Below are 17336 nucleotides of genomic sequence, written 5' to 3'. Positions count from 1 at the left end.
GGGCGGCAGCCTCGTCACGCCAAGCATCAGCAACGGATACCCAGACCATGTCCGCCGAGACGGAAGCCCTCAACGAGCAGATCAAGCAGTCGGTGGCGCTGCTGAGGAGGCATCTTTGACTGGGATGTCGCCATCAGCCGCCTTGCGGAGCTGAACAACCAGGTCGAGGACCCGGCGCTCTGGAACGACGCCGCCGCCGCGCAGAAGTTGATGCGCGAGCGCACCCAGCTGGCCAACGCGACCGAGGGCGTGCGGCGCCTCGAGCGTGAGGTCGCCGATGCGATGGAACTGGCCGAGATGGCCGAGGCCGAAGGCGATGCCGCCATGGTCGCCGACGCCGTGCGTAGCCTTCGCGCCATGGCCGAGGAGAGCAAGCGGCGCGAGATCGAGAGCCTGCTGTCCGGGGAAGCGGACGCCAACGACGCCTTCCTCGAAGTCAATGCCGGCGCCGGCGGCACCGAGGCGCAGGACTGGGCCGAGATGCTGCTGCGCATGTATTCCCGCTGGGCCGAGCAGCATGGCTACAAGCTGACGCTGATCGAGGAGAGCGAGGGCGAGCAGGCCGGGCTGAAATCGGCGACCGTGCAGGTCAGCGGGCCGAATGCCTATGGCTGGCTGAAGACCGAGGCGGGAGTGCACCGGCTGGTGCGCATCAGCCCGTTCGACAGCGCGGCGCGCCGGCAGACCAGCTTTGCCTCGGTCTGGGTGTATCCGGTGGTGGACGACACCATCGAGATCGAGATCAACGAGGCCGACCTCAAGGTGGACACCTTCCGGGCCTCCGGCGCCGGTGGCCAGCACGTCAACAAGACCGAGAGCGCGATCCGCATCACCCACGTGCCGACCGGGATCATCGTCGCCTGCCAGACCGACCGATCGCAGCATCGCAACCGGGCGACGGCGATGGGAATGCTGAAGGCCCGGATGTACGAGGCGGAGCTGCAGCGTCGCGAGGCGGCGTCGGCGGCGACCGAGGCGGCCAAGACCGATATCGGCTGGGGCCACCAGATCCGCTCCTACGTGCTGGCGCCATACCAGCTGGTGAAGGATCTCCGTACCGGTGTCGAGAAAGGCAATCCGGACGCGGTGCTGGATGGCAGCCTGGACGATTTCATGGCGGCCTCGCTGGCGGCTCGCGTCGGCGCAACACGGTCGGAGGCAAGCGCCAACGCCAGCTAGCGTCCCGGTGCGTTGACGACTGCCTGAAATTTAGGCAAGTGTCGGCCATCTATTTGAGGGCGCTGGCTGGCGGTGCGATCCATCCACTTCATAGCGGGCCTGTTGGTCCTGACAGCGACGGCGGCGCCCGCGGCCCACGCTGTGGAACCGGCTGCACTGCCTTCCGGGACGTACCTGTTCGATCCCGGGCATACGCGGGTGACGTGGTCGGTCAGCCATCTGGGCTACTCCACCTATACCGGGCTGGTGCCGCAGGTCCGTGGCAGCCTGCGGATCGATCCGGCGCATCCCGAGGCTGCGCGGCTGGACGCCCAGGTGCCGATGACGCTGATCACCTCGCTCGACCCTTCCCTCGACCGGCGCCTGCATGGCGGGCAATTCTTCGCCGTCGGGCGCTACCCGACCGCACGCTACGAAGCGAGCAGCCTGATCATGACCGGTCCAGGACGCGCCCGCCTGGATGGCATGCTGACCCTGTGCGGGGTCACCCATCCAGTCGCGATGAACGTCGTATTCGGGGGTGCCGGCACCGATCCGGTCGACGGCCGGCTGACCGTCGGTTTCTCGGGGGCCGCCATCGTCAGGCGGTCGTCTTTCGGCGTGGTGGCCTACGTGCCGCTGGTGGGCGACGATGTCAGCCTGACGCTGGAGGCAGAATTGAAGCCGCAGCCGACGGAAAAAATTCCGTGATGCAGCATATGAGCGGTTCTCATGGATTGACGCGAATTTAAGCTTGAAAAACCGCTTGTGAAACAATCCCTGTTAAGTTCGTGAACTGAGTGATTGAAATCATTCACGTCACGTAGAGTTGTTCTCTCACTGTATCACTGGCGCAATTTTAGGCCTTTGCTGTCCGGCAGGTCCTCCAGGGTCAATTTTCTTATGCTTCTTGACAACAACACTCGGGAAACCCTCAATTCGAGCTACGTGCCCCGGTCATTGCAGATATTCGGCAATCGCTGATATGCGGCGGTCGAGGGGCAGTCGGCAGCAGTTGCCGCATCGCCCGAATGACCGGACACGGGTCAGGGGGCCCAGCCATTCGTTCGCGGCCCGCGGTTTGCAATCGCGGCACGCGTTTCGCATTGGTTGTGCCTGCTGGCGTGGTCCGCTCTCGATGCAGGGCGGTCCGGATGGCGAACAGGAGGGTTGATGAATGGATTACGCGCAACAGCAACGCAGTCCGATGCGCCACATCGTTGGGCTCGCGATCGTTGTCGCGCTGCATGTCCTGTTGATCTGGGCGCTCGTGGAAGGCCTCGGCAAGAACATCGTCGAGCTCGTCAAGGCGCCCATCGAGACCAAGATCATCAAGGAGACCAAGCCGCCGCCGCCGCCACCTCCGCCGCCGCCGCCGCCGCAGCTGACCAACCCGCCGCCGCCCTACATTCCGCCGCCGGAAATCCAGATCCAGCCGCCGCCGCAGCCGCACGCCATCCAGCAGGTCGTGCGCACGCCGCAGCCGCCGAGCCCGGTGCCGTACCAGGCCAAGCCGCCCACCCCCGGCCCGGCCGTGCCGGACAGCTCGGTGTCGGCGCGCCCGATCGCCGGTCCGGCACTCGAATACCCGCCTGCGATGCAGGATGCGCAGCGCGAAGGTCGCGTGGTCGTCGTCTGCGACGTGGAGCCAACCGGCACCACCAGCGGCTGCGCGGTCCAGAGCGTGCAGGGTGGCGCCGCCTTCGGTGAGGCCGCGCTGCGCTGGGTGCAGCAGGCCCGCTATCGTCCAGCCGTGCACAACGGGGTGCCGGTGCGCGAGGCGCACCACGCCTTCAACATCACCTTCAAGCTCAACAACGACGAAGAATAGCAGTTCTTCACGGCACGAGGCCGGGCCGGGGCAGTTCCCCGGTCACGGGACGATTTCAGAGGATCAAGGCATGACCGCACTGCACCGTCACCCCGTTCTAGCGCCGGCCGTCGCCGTCATGTTCGGCCTCGCCGGACCGGCGATGACACCAGCGCTGGCACTGGCCCAGGCGGCCCCGGCCCCCGCGGCATCCGCCCCGGCGCCGGCTGCTCCCGCCCCGGCTCCGGCGGCTCCCGCTCCGGACGCCGCCGCTCCGGCTCCCGGTGCTGCGCCTGCTGCCGGAGCACCTTCTGCTCCTGGCGCCGCGACCATGGCAGCGCCTGCCGCCGGTGCTCCGGCCGGCGGCGCCCCGGCCCCGGACGCCTCGGCGACCTCGACTGCCCCCGGCGCTGCCCCGGCGCCCGGCGCTGCTCCTGCTCCCGGTGCTGCTCCTGCTCCCGGTGCCCCAGGCGCCCCGGCTGCCAACGCGAACGCCGCCCCCGGCGCGCCGGCTGCCGATGCGCCGAAGACCGCGGCGGTCGACAATCCCTACGGCCTGGACGCGCTGTGGAACGGCGGCGACTTCATCGCCCGCGGCGTGCTGATCATCCTGGTGATCATGTCTCTCGGCACCTGGTACATCATGATCACCAAGTACATCGAGCAGGCCCGCCTGCTGAGCGCCGCCAAGCAGACCGGCAAGGCGTTCTGGACCAAGCCGACGGTGCGTGACGGCGCCTCCAGCCTGAAGCCGTCCTCGCCGTTCCGCTACATCGCCGACACCGGCATCTCGGCCACCGACCACCACGAGGGCTCGCTGACCGAAAGCATCGACCTCACCACCTGGGTCACGATGTCGATCCAGCGCGCGGTCGAGACCATCCAGTCGCGCCTGCAGGGCGGCCTTGCATTCCTCGCCACCGTCGGCTCGACCGCGCCATTCGTCGGTCTGTTCGGCACCGTCTGGGGCATCTATCACGCGCTGACCGCCATCGGCATCGCCGGCCAGGCTTCCATCGACAAGGTCGCCGGTCCGGTGGGCGAGGCGTTGATCATGACCGCCATCGGCCTCGCCACAGCGGTGCCGGCGGTGCTCGGCTACAACTGGCTGGTTCGCCGCAACAAGTCGGCGATGGAGAAGGTGCGCTACTTCTCGTCCGACCTGCACTCGGTGCTGGTTGGCGGCACCCGTGTCGGCCAGCCGGGCGTCGCGACGCCGGCGATGTCCGCAGCACCCAGCACCGCCACCGGCGGCGTGACCCGGGTCGCCTGACCGATGGCAATGAACGTCGGCCCCGCTGAAGGGGACGACGAGGACGAGGTGGTGTCGACGATCAACACCACCCCACTCGTCGACGTCATGCTGGTGCTGCTCATCATCTTCCTGATCACCATTCCGGTGGTGACCCATACGGTGAAGGTGCAGCTGCCGAAGGACACCAACCAGCCAACGCAGACCAAGCCGGAGAACGTCATCATCGCGGTCACCGATGACGGTTCGACGTACTGGAACGCGATCCCGATCAAGAGCAACGCCGACCTGCTGGCGCGGCTCGAGAAGTTCGCGGTGCTGAAGCCGCAGCCCGAGGTGCACATCCGCGGCGATGCCCGCGGGCGCTACGAGTTCGTCGGCAAGGTGGTCACCGATTGCCAGCGCGCCGGCATCTTCAAGGTCGGCTTCATCACCGAACCGCCACCCAAGGGAGGCTAGCCGCCATGGCCATGAACGTAGGATCCGGCGGCGGTGACGCCAGCGGCGATCCCGAAGTCGTCGTCGACATCAACACGACGCCGCTCATCGACGTCATGCTGGTGCTGCTGATCATGCTGATCATCACCATCCCGATGCAGACGCACGCAGTGAAGCTCGACCTGCCGCAGGGCAACCCGCCGCCGCCGCCGGTGCCGCCGCAGGTGGTCACCATCGATGTCGATTTCGATGGCACCATCTCATGGAATGGCGACGCGGTGCCGAACGAGCAGCAGCTCCAGGCGCGCTTCGTGAACGCGTCGCTGCTGCCTGACCAGCCCGAGATCCATCTGCGCCCGAACCGGCTCGCTCCCTATAGCGCGGTGGCGCACGTGATGGCGGACGCCCAGCGGCTCGGCATGACCAAGCTCGGTCTGGTGGGTCAAGAGCAGTACATGGGAAACAACTGACGATGCTGTTGAGGGTGTCTCGCGCCGGCCTGTTGGCCGGCGTTTTCTTTGCGTGCGCTCCGTTCGGCGCTGCCATGCTGCAGAGCCCGCCGGCACAGGCGCAGGACGCGCTGCGGCCGGTGGTCGGCAAGCCGCTGCAGAAGGCGCAGGCGCTGGCCAAGGCGGGCAAGTTTCCGGCCGCCATGGAGCAGATCGACATCGCCGAGCGGGCGCGCGACAAGACCGCCAACGAGAGCTTCGTGATCGACGAGATGCGGGCGTCGGTTGCGCAGCAGTCGGGCGACTTCAAGTCCGCAATCGGCGCCGACGACGTGCTGCTGAAGTCCGGACGCGTGCCGGCCGCCGAGCAGCAGCGCCTGCTGATGGCGGAAGCCTCGTCGTACTACCAGATGCGCGACTATGCCGGCACGATCGCCGCCATCGATCGCTACCACAAGGCCGGCGGCGCCTCGCCCGCGCTCGAGACGCTGCTGATCCAGTGCTACTATCTGCAGAAGGACTATGTGCGCGCCGCCGCGGTGCAGAACGCGCAGATCCAGGCCGAGCTGAAGGCCCGGCAGACACCGCCGGAAGCGCAGCTGCAGCTGCTGGCGAACTGCCAGCTGCAGTCGCGCGACACCAGCGGCCTCGACCACACCATGACGCTGCTGGTCACCTATTATCCGAAGCCGGAATACTGGGCGCAGCTCATGCAGGGCCTGCGCGCCAACCCGAACGTGCCCGACCGGCTGCAATTCGACATCGACCGGCTGCGCCTGGATGTCGGCCTGCTGACCAGCACGCAGGACTTCATGGACATGGCCGAGATGGCGGTCCAGGACGGGCTTCCGAACCAGGGCCTGGCGGTGATGAACAAGGGCTACGCGACCGGCGCGCTCGGCCGCGATGCGCAGGCGCCGCGCGAGGCCAGGCTGAAGGCGCTGGTCGATAAGACCGTGGCCGAAAAGAAGGCCAGCATCGCCACCGACGAGGCTTCCGCCCGCTCGCAGCCGAACGGCAACGCGCTGCTCGCGGTCGGCTACAGCTATGTCGATCTCGGCCAGTACCCGAAGGGCATCGCGGTGATGAAGGAGGCCATCGCGAAGGGCGGCCTGCTCAATCCCGAGGACGCGCAACTGCACCTTGGCCTTGCGGAGATGGCGGCCGGCGACAAGGCTGCAGCCGGCAGCACCCTGCAGGGCGTGAGCGGTACCGATGGCGCTGCGGATATCGCGCAGCTATGGCTCCTGCGCATGAAGGCGTAATTCGGCCGGGGTGCCGGAGGAACAGCGCTTGGACAGCACAACGGCAGGCGATCCTGCTGGCAACCTCTGGCTTCCTTACACGCAGATGAAGACAAGCGCGGTGCCGCTGCAGGCGGCCGGCACTGCGGGATCTCGCATCCGGCTTGCTGATGGACGGGTGCTGATCGACGGGATCGCATCCTGGTGGACCGCATGCCACGGCTACAACCACCCGCATATCGCGGAAGCGGTGCGACGGCAGCTCTCTGTGATGCCGCACGTTATGTTCGGCGGCCTGGTGCATGAACCGGCGCTGCGGCTCGCCGAGCGGCTGGCGGCGCTGCTGCCGGGGGATCTGGAGCGGGTGTTCTTCTCGGACTCCGGTTCGGTCTCGGTCGAGGTCGCCATCAAGATGGCGATGCAGTACTGGCTCAATCGCGACGTGCGGACGCGGCACAAGCTGCTGGCGTTCCGCGGCGGCTACCATGGCGATACGCTGGCCACCATGGCGGTGTGCGATCCCGAGGAGGGAATGCACAGCCTGTTCGCCGGCGTGCTGCCGCAGCATCACGTGGTGCCGCTGCCGCGTTGCCCCGAGGGAGCAGCGTCGTTCGACCGGTTCCTGTCCCAACATGCCGCGGGCATTGCCGCCATCCTGGTCGAGCCGCTGGTGCAGGGCGCTGGCGGCATGGTGTTCCACCAGCCGGAGGTGCTGCGCCATCTGCGTGCAGCCGCCGACCGGCACGGCCTGCTGCTGATCCTGGACGAGGTGTTCACCGGCTTCGGCCGCACCGGCACGATGTTCGCCTGCGAGCAGGCCGGCATCGTGCCCGATATCGTCACCCTTTCGAAGGCGCTGACCGGCGGCACCCTGGGCCTCGCCGCCACCGTCGCGCGCCGGCACGTGTTCGAGGCATTCTGGTCGGATGACCCAATGCATGCGCTGATGCACGGCCCGACCTTCATGGCCAACCCGCTCGCCTGCGCGGCGGCGCTTGCCTCGCTTGATCTGTTCGAGACGGAGGACCGGCTCGGCCAGGTTGCCGCCATCGAACGGCAGCTCATGCACGAACTGGAGCCCTGCCGCGCGCTGCCGGGCGTGCGCGACGTGCGGGTGCTCGGCGCCATCGGCGTGGTGCAGCTCGACCAGCCCCCCGCCGACCTGAACGGGCTGAAGCATCATTTGGTCGAACGGGGCGTCTGGGTGCGGCCATTCCGCGACATCGTCTACCTGACGCCCTCTTTCACCATCGCGCCGGACGACCTCTCGCAGCTTACCCGGGCGATCCATGACGTGCTCGCGCAAAGCAGCGTCATGTTGACAAAGCCGCCGTAATGGAAAATATATTCCATTAAGGAGACTGACTGGTACGTATGCTCCAACAAAGGGGCCGGCCTGGCAGGCGTTCAGGGAGTGCCTCGTGCCGTCACCGCCGTTCGCGCTCAACCACATCACCGCGCCCTACGAGGACTTCCACAGCCTGCTCGAACTGGCCGTGACACTCGGACTGTCCGGCGTGGAACTGCGCAACGATCTCGACGGCGTGCTGATCGCCGACGGCACCGCGGCCGCCGAAGTGCGCGAACAGGCCGCCGAGGCGGGGATCGCGATCCTGTCCGTCAACGCGCTGCAGCGCTTCGACCTCTGGAACCGCGGCCGCGAGGCGGAGGCGGTGGCGCTGGCGACCTACGCACGCGAGGCCGGCATCGATGCCCTGGTGCTGTGCCCGACCAACAGCCGGGATGACGCCCGCGAGCCGGGTGAGCGACGCCAGGACCTGCGCCGGGCCCTGACCGGCCTCGCAACGGTGCTCGCCGATCACGGCCTGCTCGGCCTGGTCGAGCCGCTCGGCTTCGTGGAGTGCGCGTTGCGACGCAAGCGCGATGCAATCGACGCCATTGACGAGGCGGGCCTGGCAGGACATTTCGCGCTGCTGCACGACAGCTTCCATCATTCCATCTCCGGAGAGCAGGAGCTGTTTCCGGGTCGCACCGGACTGGTGCATGTATCCGGCGTCGAGGAGCCGGGGATCGGTGTGGATGCCATGCGCGATCCCCACCGGGTGCTGGTCGGACCGGGCGATCGTCTGGATAATGTCGGCCAGCTGCGTGCACTGATCGCCGGCGGCTATTCGGGCGCGATCTCGATCGAGGCGTTCTCCAGCGCGGTGCACGATGCCGAGGACGCGCCGGCGGCGCTCGAACGCAGCCTCGCCTATCTCTTCGCGTCGATCCGCTAGGAGATCCGGCGATGTCGGCAGCGCTCCTGCCTGATGCGCCTGCAGCACCGGACGGGTTCGTCCTGGAAGTCCTCGACGTCAGCAAGCAGTTTCCCGGCGTGAAGGCGCTGGACCGCATCAACCTGCGGCTGCGCCCGGGCAGCGTGCATGCGCTGATGGGCGAGAACGGCGCCGGCAAGTCGACTTTGATGAAGATCATCGCCGGTGGCATCAGGCCGAGCTCGGGCGAGATCCGCATCAAGGGCGTGCGCCAGGATTTCCAGGCGCCGGCCGACGCGATGCGATGCGGCATCGCGATGATCCACCAGGAACTCAACCTGGTGCCGCACATGACGGTGTCGGAGAACATATGGGTCGGTCGCGAGCCGCGGCGGTTCGGCTTCGTCGATCACGGCGCACTGCGCCGGCGGACCGTGGACCTGCTGGAGCGGTTCGGCATCGCACTTGATCCGGACGTCGAGGTTGCCAGCCTGGCGGTCGCCAACCAGCAGATGGTCGAGATCGCCAAGGCGGTGTCCTACGAGCCCGATATCCTGATCATGGACGAACCGACCTCCTCGCTCACCGAGCAGGAGGTGCAGCATCTGTTCACCATCATACGCCGGCTGCGCGACCAGGGCCGCGCCATCGTCTATATCTCGCACAAGATGAGCGAGATCTTCGCCATTGCCGACGAGGTCTCGGTGTTCCGCGACGGTGCCCATGTCGCGACCGGCCTTGCCTCGGACTTCACCCAGAAATCCCTCATCGGACTGATGGTCGGCCGCGAATTGACGCACATGTTCCCGAAGGCCACGGTCGAGCTCGGCGAGGTGGTGCTGCGCGCCAGCGGGCTGACGCTCCCCGGCGTATTTCGCGACGTTTCGTTCGAGCTGCGACGGGGCGAGATCCTGGGCTTTGCCGGCCTGATCGGCGCCGGCCGTACCAATGTCGCGGAAGCGCTTTATGGCGTCACCCCGGCCGCCAGCGGCAGTATCGAGATCGACGGCGCCCCGGCGCGCATCCGCTCGCCGACGGACGCCAAGAAGCACGGCATGGCGTTCCTGACCGAGGATCGCAAGGCGAGCGGCCTGTTCCTGATGCTGTCGGTGCTGGAGAACATGCAGATCGCCTCGGTGGCGGACTACTGCCGCGGCGGCTTCGTGCGCCAGGACGCGCTCAGCGAGGCGTCGGAGGGCATGCGCCAGGCTTTGCAGGTCAAGACGCCCGACATGGACACGATGATCGAGAACCTCAGCGGCGGCAACCAGCAGAAGGTGCTGATCGCACGCTGGCTGATGACCGCGCCGCGCATCCTCATCCTGGACGAGCCGACACGCGGCATCGATGTCGGCGCCAAGTCGGAGATACACCGGCTGATGTCGGAACTGGTCCTGAAGGGGCTGTCCATCATCATGGTGTCGTCCGAGCTGCCGGAGATCCTGGGCATGAGCGACCGCGTGGTGGTGATGCAGGAGGGTCGCGTCGCCGGCATCCTCGACCGCACCGAGGCGACCCAGGAACGCATCATGGAACTGGCCGCGCGCTGAGAGGCTGCATGAGGACACCTCCTGCTGGCGATCCGACAGCATCAGGCGTTTTCATGCAGCCTCCAGGCCAACAGGCGGCGAGGGAGAAACGTCATGTCGATGGTAGCCGATACCTCGGTCCCGGTCAGTGCAAGACGGCCGCGCAAGTTGCCGGTCGAGGCCAGCATCCTTGCCGTGCTGGTCGGCATCGCGCTGATCTTCGAGTTGCTCGGCTGGACCCTGCGCGGCCAGAGCTTCCTCGGCAATCCGAGCCGCCTGCTGATCATCATCCTGCAGGTCTCGATCGTCGGCCTGCTCGCCGTCGGCGTCACCCAGGTCATCATCACCACCGGCATCGACCTCTCCTCCGGATCGGTGCTGGCGTTGAGCGCGATGGTCGCGGCCAGCCTGGCGCAGGAGAGCGACTATGCGCGTGCGGTCTATCCGGGGCTGGGCGACCTGCCGATCCTGATCCCGGTGGCGGCCGGGCTGCTGGTCGGCGCGCTGGCGGGGCTTTGCAACGGCACGTTGGTGACACTGGGACGATTGCCGCCGTTCATCGCGACGCTCGGCATGATGGTCACCGCGCGCGGGCTCGCGCGGTACTACACGCATGGCCAACCGATCAGCATGCTGACCGACAAGTTCACCGCCATCGGCGGCGGCGCCAATCCGGTGCTGATCTTCCTGGTGGTGGCAGCGATCTTCCATGTCGCACTGCGCTACACGCGCTACGGCAAATACACCTACGCGATCGGCGGCAACATGCAGGCGGCGCGGGTGTCCGGCATCAACGTCACCCGCCACCTGATGCTGGTCTACACCATCGCCGGCGGCCTGTCGGGCCTGGCCGGCATCATCATGGCAGCGCGCGCCACCAGCGGCCAGGCCGGCATGGGCATGTCCTACGAACTCGACGCCATCGCGGCGGCGGTGATCGGCGGCACCAGCCTGTCTGGTGGCATCGGCCGCATCACCGGCACCGTCATCGGCACGCTGATCCTCGGCGTGATGACCAGCGGCTTCACTTTCCTGGGCGTCGATGCCTACATCCAGGACATCGTGAAGGGGCTGATCATCATCGCCGCCGTGATGGCCGACCAGTTCAGACGCAAGCGCCGCTCGATCTGAAATCAAAATCAATGGGAGAAACGATCAAATGAAAAAGTCCCTGCTGGCCGCGGCCTGCGTGCTCGCTGTCACCGCAGCCCCTGCGGTCGCCAAGCCGCTCAGCATCGGCGTGTCGATGGCGCTGTTCGACGACAACTTCCTGACCACGGTGCGCCAGGCAATGGCGACCCACGCGCAGTCGATCCAGGGTCTGCAGGTGCAGTTCCAGGACGCGCAGGGCGATGTCGGCAAGCAGCTCAGCGAGGTGCAGAACTTCATCTCGCAGAAGGTCGACGCGATCATCGTGAACCCGGTCGATACCGCGACCACCAAGCGCATGACCTCGGCCGCGACCGCCGCGCATATTCCGATCGTCTATGTCAACCGCCGTCCCGACGAGACCAGCCTGCCGGCGAGCGTCGCCGTGGTGGCGTCGGATGACAAGTTGGCCGGGCGCCTGCAGATGACCGTGCTGGCCAAGAAGATGGGCGGCAGGGGCAACCTGGTGATCATGCTGGGTGACCTTGCGAACAACTCGACCCAGGGCCGCACCGCCGGCGTCAAGGAGGTGCTGGCGAAATACCCCGGCATCAAGATCGTCGAGGAGCAGACCGCGAACTGGGAGCGCACCAAGGCGATCGATCTGATGAACAACTGGATTACCAAGGGCGACAAGATCACCGGGATTGCCTCGAACAACGACGAGATGGCGCTGGGCGCGATCATCGCTCTGCACTCCAATGGCGTCGATCCGAAGTCGCTCGCCATCGGCGGCGTCGATGCGACCGCCGACGGGCTGGATGCGCTGCGCAAGGGCGACCTGACGGTGACGGTGTTCCAGAACGCCAAGGGCCAGGGCGCCGAGGCGGTGGACGATGCGGTGAAGCTGGCGAACGGACAGGCCGTCAAGCAATACGACACCATCCCGTACGAGCTGGTGACGCCGCAAAACTACAAGAGCTTCCTGAACCGGTAGGGCCGCTTCAGAATACGGCGTGGTCGCCGCGCTCGGCGACCGTTTCGCCGTAGGCGAGCGCCCGGTAGTAGTCGAACAGCGTCTCGGTCCCGGTGGAGGGCGTGGCGTCGGCGTCGTAGCGGCCGGTGCGCGGGTCCAGCACCAGCATGGATTCCGTCGCGTAGTAGCGGCCGATACGCGCTAGTTCGGCTTTCTCCGCCAAGGTGGGCCGAAGCCGGGATGCGACGCCGAGGCCGGCGATGATGGCGTCGAGCAGCGCCACCGGCACCCGGCGGAAACGTGGCTTGCGGCCGAGGAGTGCGAACAATTCCTCGCCCTGACGGCGTGGTGTGATCGCCTCGCCCGGACCGCCGATCGGCAGCACGCGGTTCTGCTTTGCGGGATCCTGGAGGCAGTCCGCCAGATAACCGGCGAGGTCGCGGTCGCTGACCGGCTTGCAGGCGGTCAGTTCCCCGGTGCCGAACATCAGGTATGGCTTGCCCTGCCGGACACGCTCGAACTGGCCTGACAGCGACTTGAAGTAGGCGGTCGGCCGGACAATGGACCAGGTCATGCCGGACTCGATGAGCGTCCGCTCGAAGGCGAGCTTGGCATGCTGGAAAGCGAGCAGCGGCTTCTGCACGCAGATCGCCGACAGCAGCACGAACTGGCCGACGCCGGCGTCGCGGGCCGCCGACAGCACATCGACATGCGCCTGGTGATCGATCGCCCAGGCGTCCCGGGGCACGCCGGTGCGAGACGCCATGCACGAGATCACGGCATCGAACCGCTCGCCGCGGAACCCGTCATGGACGATCGAGGCCGGCGACGACATGTCGACCTGACGAAATCCTTCCTCGATCCCGGGGCGGGGACGCACCAGGCAGACCACCTCGTGCCCGTGCTGCACGAGTGACGCGCGCGTCGCCCGGCCGATGGTTCCGGTGGCGCCGAGAAGGCAGACCCGCAACGGGCTAGGCCGCCGCTGCGGTGTTGGCGAACACCCGCCTCGCGACGCGGCGCGCCGTGGAGGGATCGGCCCACTTCTCGACCGGCGGCTCCGTGCCGTGAGTGCGAACCACCATGCGAACCTCTCGGGATACCAAGCACCGCGGCTTCGGCTGCCGGAGCCGCCTTGATGAACGCCGAATTCTCCCGCCTGTTCCGCCCTGAACCGGCAGACGCTGCGCACCTTCCAGAAGGCCGGGGCCGCAGAGCGGCGCGGGCGGCACCGATGCCTGCCTGTTGGACAGGGGAGCAGAAACCACGCAATCCTGTGACCTCGCGAGACTTGGACGATCGCCGAACTGGCACCCGGCCCGGACCATCCGGTTCGGGCGGCTTTCGGAACAGGCGACATGATGCGCCGCCGCACCCGCCATCCCAGGAGGCCCGAATGACCGACGCACCGCATGATCCAGAGATGCAGGACATCCCGATCGGCCTGCCGGCCTCGGGCACCCGCAGGGAGTTCGACTCCATGGGCGACGTTGAGGTCCCTGCGGACAGATATTATGGCGCTCAGACCGCCCGCTCGCTGGTGCATTTCTCGATCGGCGACGACAGGATGCCGAAGCCGGTCTACCACGCGTACGGCATCGTCAAGAAAGCCTGCGCCCTGGTGCATCAGGCCGAAGGGCGGCTACCGTCCTGGAAGGCCGGGGCGATCATCCGCGCCGCCGACGAGGCCATCGCCGGACAGCTCGACGAGCATTTCCCGCTCTATGTCTGGCAGACCGGATCCGGCACCCAGTCGAACATGAACGTCAACGAAGTGCTGTCGAACCGCGCCATCCAGCTGCTTGGCGGCACGCTCGGAACGCAGGAGCCGGTCGGCCCGAACGACGACGTCAACATGGGCCAGTCCTCGAACGATACCTTCCCGACCGTGATGCATATTGCCGCGATCGAGGAGATCGACGGCCGCCTGCTGCCGGAACTCGATGCACTGGCCAGGACGATCGAGGATAAGGCGTCGCAATGGATGCAGGTCGTGAAGATCGGCCGTACCCATCTGGAGGATGCGACGCCGCTTACGGTTGGCCAGGAATGGTCGGGCTACGCGGGCCAGATCCGCGCCTGCATCGACGATATCGCCGCCAGCCGGCGCGGCCTGTACGAGCTGGCGGTCGGCGGCACCGCGGTGGGGACCGGGCTTAACGCGCCGAAGGGTTTCTCCGCGAATGTTGCCGCCGAGATCGCCCGGCTGACCGGCAAGCCGTTCGTCACCGCGCCGAACAAGTTCATGGCGCAGGGCTCGCTCGACGCGATGGTGCGGGCGCATGGCGCCCTGGCCGGACTTGCCGTCGCACTGATGAAGATCGCCAACGACATGCGCTGGCTCGCCTCCGGTCCTCGCTGCGGGCTCGGTGAATTGAAGCTGCCGCCGAACGAGCCCGGCTCGTCGATCATGCCGGGCAAGGTCAACCCGACGCAGTGCGAGGCGATCGTGATGATCGCAATCCAGGTGCTCGGCAACAACTCGGCGGTGGGATTCGCCGGCAGCCAGGGTAATTTCGAGCTCAACGCGATGCGCCCGATCATCATCAACAACTTCCTGCACTCGGCACGGATCCTCGCCGACGGCTGCCAGAAATTCCGCACCTACTCGGTCGAGGGCACGACGCTCGACGAGAACAAGATCGCGAGCTTCGTCGAGAACAGCCTGATGCTGGTCACCGCCCTGTCGCCGGTGATCGGCTACCAGAAGGCCGCGCATATCTCCGAGAGTGCCAACGCCGAGGGCACCACGTTGCGGGAGGCCGCGCTGAAATCCGGGTTCGTGGACGAGGCGACGTTCGACCGGGTCGTGGATCCCGGCAGCATGGTCGGCAAGGGCCTCGGCGGGGCGTGAGCGGCTCGTCGCCGGCCGCCACCCTCCTGCTCGCAAACGGCCAGACCAGCGTCGGTAGCGCGCTGACGAGGTCGCGCGTGCTGCATCGAAAGCACCCCTGGCAAGTTGAACGCGTGCAGCAACCGGCCGCCTGGCGAATGGGAGAGAGTATCATGACACCAGAGACGCTTGCCGACGATGATGCCCGCTCCACCATCCGTACGATCTCGCTGCGGCTCGGCAGCTTCGTGGGCGCGATGTTCTTCGTGAACTACCTCGACCGCGTCGCGATCTCGTTCGCCGGTCCGAGCGGGATGAACCATGACCTCGGGTTGAGCGCGGCGCAGTTCGGGTTCGCGGCGAGCGTCTTTTTTGTCGGCTACCTGCTCATCGAGATCCCGAGCAATCTCGCGCTGCACCGCTTCGGCGCCCGGCGATGGCTTGCGCGGATCATGGTGAGCTGGGGGATCGTGACGGTGCTGACCGCCTTCGTAAACGGCGCGACCTGGCTCTACGTGCTCCGCTTCCTGCTGGGGGTTGCGGAAGCCGGGTTCTTTCCCGGTGCGATCCTGTTCCTGAGCCTCTGGGTGCCGCAGCGCTATCGGAGCCAGCTGCTCGGTAGCTTCTACGTTGCGCAGCCGCTGACCTTCGTGCTCGGCGCGCCGCTCGCATCGCTGCTCATCCAGGCGCACGGGCTGATGGGCCTCAGCGGCTGGCGCTTCATGTATCTCGGGGTCGGGGTGCTCGCGGTTCTGATGGGCATCGTGACCTTCCTGGCCTTGCCGGATCGTCCCGCGGACGCAACCTGGCTTACGCCTTCTCAACGGCGCTGGGTCACCGACGAGATCGCACGGGGGGCGGATGACGGGGCGCCGCGTCACGCAAGCGCATGGGCGGCCTTGCGGAGCGGCCGGGTGTGGCTGTTTGCCGTCGCCTATTTCGGGATCATCTACGGGCTCTACACGCTGTCGTTCTTCCTGCCCACGATCATCGCGGAGTTCGAGGGCAGCACGGGCGGGCATCTCGGCGTCATGCAGCGGGGACTCGTCACCGCAATTCCCTACATCCCGGCGGCGCTGGTGCTGTTCTTCTGGAGCCGTGATGCGTCGCGTCGCGGCGTGCGCGGATGGCATGTCGGGATCCCGACATTGGCCGGGGCGATCGCCGTGCCGCTCGCGTTGCTGCCGCACTCGCCGGTCGCGCAGGTGGCGCTGATCACCGTGCTTGCCTGCGCCGTGTTCGGAGCGCTGCCGACATTCTGGTCGCTGCCGCCGCGCTTCCTGTCGGGGCGTGCGGCAGCGTCCGGCATCGCGCTGATCAACACGGTCGGCAACCTGGCGGGCCTCATGGGTCCGTGGCTGACCGGGTGGCTGAAATCGACGACGAACAGCTACGAGGGCTCGATGTGCATCGTCGGCGGCTTCATGGCCCTGTCGACCGTCATGATTTTCATCCTGGCCCGGGCTACGGACGGCCAGGATGGCACGCGACGGACGGTCTCTTCCCGCTGACGGCCCGCCCGCCCTGGCTCCCCGATTTCCCGGAGCCGGCTCTAGACGAGCACCATTCCGCCGTCGAACATCAGGATCTGGCCGGTCATGTAGTCCGATGCGCCGGAGGCGAGAAAAGATGCCATGCCGGTCAGGTCGTCGGGGATCGCGGGACGGCCTACCAGGATGCTGCTGGAGAAGGAATCCATGAATTCCCCCTTCTGCTTGATGACCCCCTTGTCGATCATGTCCGCCTCGAGCTTGTCCCACAGCGGTGTCTTGACGACACCGGGGGCAAAGCCGTTGACGGTAATCCGGTGCCTGGCAAGTTCGCGGGCGCCGGACTGGGTCAACGAGATCACCGCCGCCTTGCTGGCGCAATAGGGCGCGAATTCCGGATAGCCCTGCCGCCCGGCGATCGAGGCGGTGTTGATGATCTTGCCGCCTCGACCCTGCTTCATCATCTGCTGGCCGGCGACCTGCATGCCGATCAGCACGCTCAGCGCGTTGACGCGCATGATCGACTCGAAATTCGCGGTGTCGATATCGAAGAACGGCACCGGCTTGTTCATGCCGGCATTGTTGAACAGGACGTCGATGCCGCCAAAGCGCCCGACCGCCTGTTCCACCAGCCGCTCGAACTGGCCGCGGTCCGATACATCCGTAGTGACCGCTAGCGCCTCGGCACCCTGATCCTGCAATTCCGCCGCCAGTGTCGCCGCCCGTGCCTCGTCGAGGTCCGCAATCACGATCTTCGCGCCCTGCTTGGACAGCGAGCGCGCAAACGCGGCGCCCAGGCCCTGCGCACCACCGGTGACGATGACGACGCGTCCTTCGAGATTGTGCATC

The 17336-nt window shown here is 66.9% G+C and carries 16 protein-coding genes; 14 read left to right on the top strand and 2 right to left on the bottom strand.

What is annotated here, in order from left to right; all coding sequences use genetic code 11:
* Positions 1-47: 47 nt before the first annotated feature.
* From prfB to FE263_RS04125, 12 genes are all read left to right on the top strand, one after another.
* Positions 48-1179 (top strand): peptide chain release factor 2 gene (prfB, locus tag FE263_RS04180; protein ID WP_138324640.1). Its coding sequence is split into 2 segments (ribosomal slippage): positions 48-116 and positions 118-1179, totalling 1131 coding nucleotides; the frame shifts between segments, so codons are not numbered across the junction.
* Positions 1180-1251: 72 nt separating this feature from the next.
* Positions 1252-1869, top strand: coding sequence for a YceI family protein (locus FE263_RS04175; RefSeq protein WP_338086648.1), 618 nt, complete (start codon positions 1252-1254; stop codon positions 1867-1869).
* A 496-nt stretch (positions 1870-2365) separates the two neighbouring features.
* Positions 2366-2989, top strand: a complete 624-nt coding sequence (locus tag FE263_RS22770; protein WP_276611158.1) for an energy transducer TonB — start codon at positions 2366-2368, stop codon at positions 2987-2989.
* Between the two features lie 70 nt (positions 2990-3059).
* Positions 3060-4241 carry a MotA/TolQ/ExbB proton channel family protein gene (locus FE263_RS04165; protein ID WP_138324637.1) on the top strand — a complete coding sequence of 394 codons (1182 nt, stop codon included), beginning with the start codon at positions 3060-3062 and terminating at the stop codon, positions 4239-4241.
* 3 nt (positions 4242-4244) lie between these two features.
* Positions 4245-4679, top strand: a complete 435-nt coding sequence (locus FE263_RS04160) for an ExbD/TolR family protein (RefSeq protein WP_138324636.1) — start codon at positions 4245-4247, stop codon at positions 4677-4679.
* A gap of 5 nt (positions 4680-4684) precedes the next feature.
* A complete protein-coding gene (locus tag FE263_RS04155; RefSeq protein ID WP_138324635.1) occupies positions 4685-5128 on the top strand; it encodes an ExbD/TolR family protein in 444 nt (147 codons plus the stop codon).
* 2 nt (positions 5129-5130) lie between these two features.
* Entirely contained in the window at positions 5131-6372 is a 1242-nt protein-coding gene (locus tag FE263_RS04150) for a tetratricopeptide repeat protein (RefSeq protein ID WP_138324634.1), read from the top strand.
* A gap of 85 nt (positions 6373-6457) precedes the next feature.
* Entirely contained in the window at positions 6458-7687 is a 1230-nt protein-coding gene (locus FE263_RS04145) for an adenosylmethionine--8-amino-7-oxononanoate transaminase (protein ID WP_138324940.1), read from the top strand.
* A gap of 85 nt (positions 7688-7772) precedes the next feature.
* Entirely contained in the window at positions 7773-8591 is an 819-nt protein-coding gene (locus FE263_RS04140; RefSeq protein ID WP_138324633.1) for a TIM barrel protein, read from the top strand.
* An 11-nt stretch (positions 8592-8602) separates the two neighbouring features.
* The gene (locus FE263_RS04135; protein ID WP_138324632.1) at positions 8603-10120 is read left to right on the top strand and encodes a sugar ABC transporter ATP-binding protein; all 1518 of its coding nucleotides are present in this window, start codon (positions 8603-8605) and stop codon (positions 10118-10120) included.
* 93 nt (positions 10121-10213) lie between these two features.
* Positions 10214-11230 carry an ABC transporter permease gene (locus FE263_RS04130; RefSeq protein ID WP_138324631.1) on the top strand — a complete coding sequence of 339 codons (1017 nt, stop codon included), beginning with the start codon at positions 10214-10216 and terminating at the stop codon, positions 11228-11230.
* 28 nt (positions 11231-11258) lie between these two features.
* Positions 11259-12185 (top strand): sugar ABC transporter substrate-binding protein, encoded by a 927-nt coding sequence (locus FE263_RS04125; RefSeq protein ID WP_138324630.1) that lies wholly within the window; start codon positions 11259-11261, stop codon positions 12183-12185.
* A gap of 7 nt (positions 12186-12192) precedes the next feature.
* On the opposite strand, the gene FE263_RS04120 is transcribed toward FE263_RS04125, so the two are convergent.
* Positions 12193-13134, bottom strand: a complete 942-nt coding sequence (locus FE263_RS04120; protein ID WP_240758972.1) for an NAD(P)H-binding protein — start codon at positions 13132-13134, stop codon at positions 12193-12195.
* Between the two features lie 426 nt (positions 13135-13560).
* Here FE263_RS04120 and fumC point away from each other — a divergent pair, with 426 nt between their 5' ends.
* Both fumC and FE263_RS04110 read left to right on the top strand, forming a co-directional pair.
* Positions 13561-15018 carry a class II fumarate hydratase gene (fumC, locus tag FE263_RS04115; protein WP_138324628.1) on the top strand — a complete coding sequence of 486 codons (1458 nt, stop codon included), beginning with the start codon at positions 13561-13563 and terminating at the stop codon, positions 15016-15018.
* A 152-nt stretch (positions 15019-15170) separates the two neighbouring features.
* A complete protein-coding gene (locus FE263_RS04110) occupies positions 15171-16508 on the top strand; it encodes an MFS transporter (RefSeq protein WP_171033922.1) in 1338 nt (445 codons plus the stop codon).
* A gap of 41 nt (positions 16509-16549) precedes the next feature.
* Here the strand turns inward: FE263_RS04110 and FE263_RS04105 are convergent, their stop codons facing one another.
* Positions 16550-17335 (bottom strand): SDR family NAD(P)-dependent oxidoreductase, encoded by a 786-nt coding sequence (locus tag FE263_RS04105; RefSeq protein WP_138324626.1) that lies wholly within the window; start codon positions 17333-17335, stop codon positions 16550-16552.
* Between the last annotated feature and the right edge of the window lies 1 nt (position 17336).

This window comes from Lichenicoccus roseus (assembly GCF_005844085.1).
GTDB lineage: Bacteria > Pseudomonadota > Alphaproteobacteria > Acetobacterales > Acetobacteraceae > Lichenicoccus > Lichenicoccus roseus.
Note: the sequence above shows the minus strand (reverse complement) of the source record. Positions and strands in the feature narration are given on the sequence as shown.